Source organism: Microbispora sp. H10670 (assembly GCF_014161385.1).
GTDB classification, from domain to species: domain Bacteria; phylum Actinomycetota; class Actinomycetes; order Streptosporangiales; family Streptosporangiaceae; genus Microbispora; species Microbispora triticiradicis.
Genome location: NZ_JABBWW010000070.1, coordinates 1 through 2,138 on the forward strand (window position 1 = coordinate 1; position 2,138 = coordinate 2,138).

Consider the following 2,138-nt stretch of genomic DNA (forward strand, 5'->3'; position numbering starts at 1 on the left):
GGCCGGCGTATTCCCAGTGCACCAGGTCGTAGGAGCGCAGGACCGGCGCGCCCGGCGAGTAGTGCATCGTGGAGGCGGAGTAGTAGTAGGTGTCACCGACCCGGATGATGTCGATGTCGGCCAGGTCCTCCCACAGCACCGGGTTGGTGAACGTCCCCGAGGGCGCGCTCGGGGACGCCGACGGTGACACGGACGGGGACGCGGACGGAGACGCGGACGGGGAGCTGGTGCCGCCGTCGACGCGGACGAGCTGCCACTGCTGGTTGGTGCCGCCCCAGTCGGAGTACTGCACGATCTTGCCGCCGTCGGCGGTGGAGGCGTTCTGCACCTCCACGGCCTTGCCGCTGTTGCGGTTGATCAGCCGGACGTAGCCGTCCGAGGAGTCGGCCAGCCGGAACTGCTGGTTGACGCCGTTGCCGTCGCTCCACTGCACGACGGCGGCGCCGTCGGCCGTGGAGAGGTTGTAGACGTCCAGCACCTTGCCGGAGTGCCGCGACTGCACGCGGTAGTAGCCGCCGCCGGAGTCGACGAACCGCCACTGCTGGTTGTTGCCGTTGTTCCGGGTCCACTGCACGAGCGACCCGCCGTCGGCGGTGGAGAGGTTGTACACGTCCAGGGCCTTGCCGCTGTTGCGGTTGACCAGCACGTACCAGGCGTTGGTGTCGACGGTCGCGGCCGTGGCCGGCGCTATGGACACGAGCGCGCCGGCGAGCACGGTCGCGAGCGCCGCGAGCAGGCACGTCAGGACGGCCGCGGGCGATCGTCGCCGGCGCCCGGTCACGCGGGGCGGCACTGGCTGCATGTCTTCTCCTCTGGGGGGTGGAGGCGGTGGGAGACGGGCCCGCCCTCCCTCACTGGCGGAGGGGGGCGGGCCCGTCACTGTGGCCCCCGGCTGTGGAAGGCGAAGGCCGGGGGCCGGATTCGGCGGATCGGGTGGGGCCGGTCGGCCGGTGGAGCCGGTCACAGGTCGGCGCGGTGCCGCCGGCCGTGCCGGTTCCGGTCACGACCAGGCGCGGGCCCGACCGCATGATGCTTCTCCTGTGAGTGCGAGGGGGCGGGAGCGTTCACGACCGGCGGCCGCCGTACGATCGGGCGCGGCCGTCCGGGGCAAGTTATCGCTAACATTCGGCCGCGCGAGGCACGGCGCGAACACCGGCGACGGGCCGCTCCGGAGCGGGCTCCGCGGCCACGCCCGGCGCTCGCCGCGACGACCTCTCGCGGAGGTCACGCCGCGCGTGGTCGCGCCGGGCCGGGGAACCGGTGGGCAGGCCCGCCCAATCCTGTGAGCGCTAACATTGCGGCGATGTGAACTCCCTTCTCACATCTGACGAAATGTCGGTGGTGGTGCGGCGGAGCCAATACGACGGCGCGGAGCGTGTCAACACGCGGGCCTCTCCCAGGTGTTCACCCGCGGCCGGGAGGAGCGCCCGAACTGGGACGACCGCGAAGCGGCCGGCCCCCCCGCGGCTCCGCCCCCGGTGAAACTTTCACGGCCGCCGTCACGGCACGCGGACGCCCTAACCGCCGCGGATATCGCCCGGACAGGAGCCCTGCGCGCGGACGGCCGGCCCGGGTCCTGACGGACCGCCGCCGAGAGATCGACACAACGCCTTGACACGTTACGCCGACGTTTCCAAACTGATCCCCGGCGGCCTCCTCCTGCCCGGTCGGTGGTGAACGGCAGGGGCCGCATGCCGGTGCCGCGGTCCGTGACGGGCCGTGTGCGACGCCGCGGGCGTCTTCCCGCGTTCATCCGCGTTCGTTTCAGCACTCGTTCTTCCCGCACCACCGTTCCGTCAGCACCACCTTCGGCAAGCACCCCGTTTCAGCAAGACCCCGTTTCAGCAAGCACCCCCGTTCATCAAGCACTGGAGGCTCAGGCATGGGCGAAACCGCCATACCTGTGGGACGAGCCCGGCGACGACTCGGCGGTTCCCGCCGGGTGCTGGCCGCCGGGGCTCTCGGCGTACTCGGGGTGGTGACGGCCCTGTCGGCCACCACCCCCGCCGACGCCGCGGCGAGCACCCTCGGGGCGGCCGCCGCGCAGAGCGGCCGCTACTTCGGCACCGCGATCGCGGCCGGCCACCTGAACGACTCGACCTACGTGGCCACCTGGGACCGGGAGTTCAACGGGGTCA

1 protein-coding gene and 1 pseudogene are annotated in these 2,138 nt (G+C 72.1%); one reads left to right on the top strand and one right to left on the bottom strand.

From position 1 onward, the window contains the following. On the bottom strand, positions 1-802 hold an 802-nt coding region (locus HHX33_RS34510), incomplete at its 3' end, for an RICIN domain-containing protein (RefSeq protein WP_182878234.1). A 1,080-nt stretch (positions 803-1,882) separates the two neighbouring features. Here HHX33_RS34510 and HHX33_RS34515 point away from each other — a divergent pair. Then, positions 1,883-2,138 (top strand): annotated as a pseudogene (locus tag HHX33_RS34515) (1,4-beta-xylanase); the annotation flags it as partial.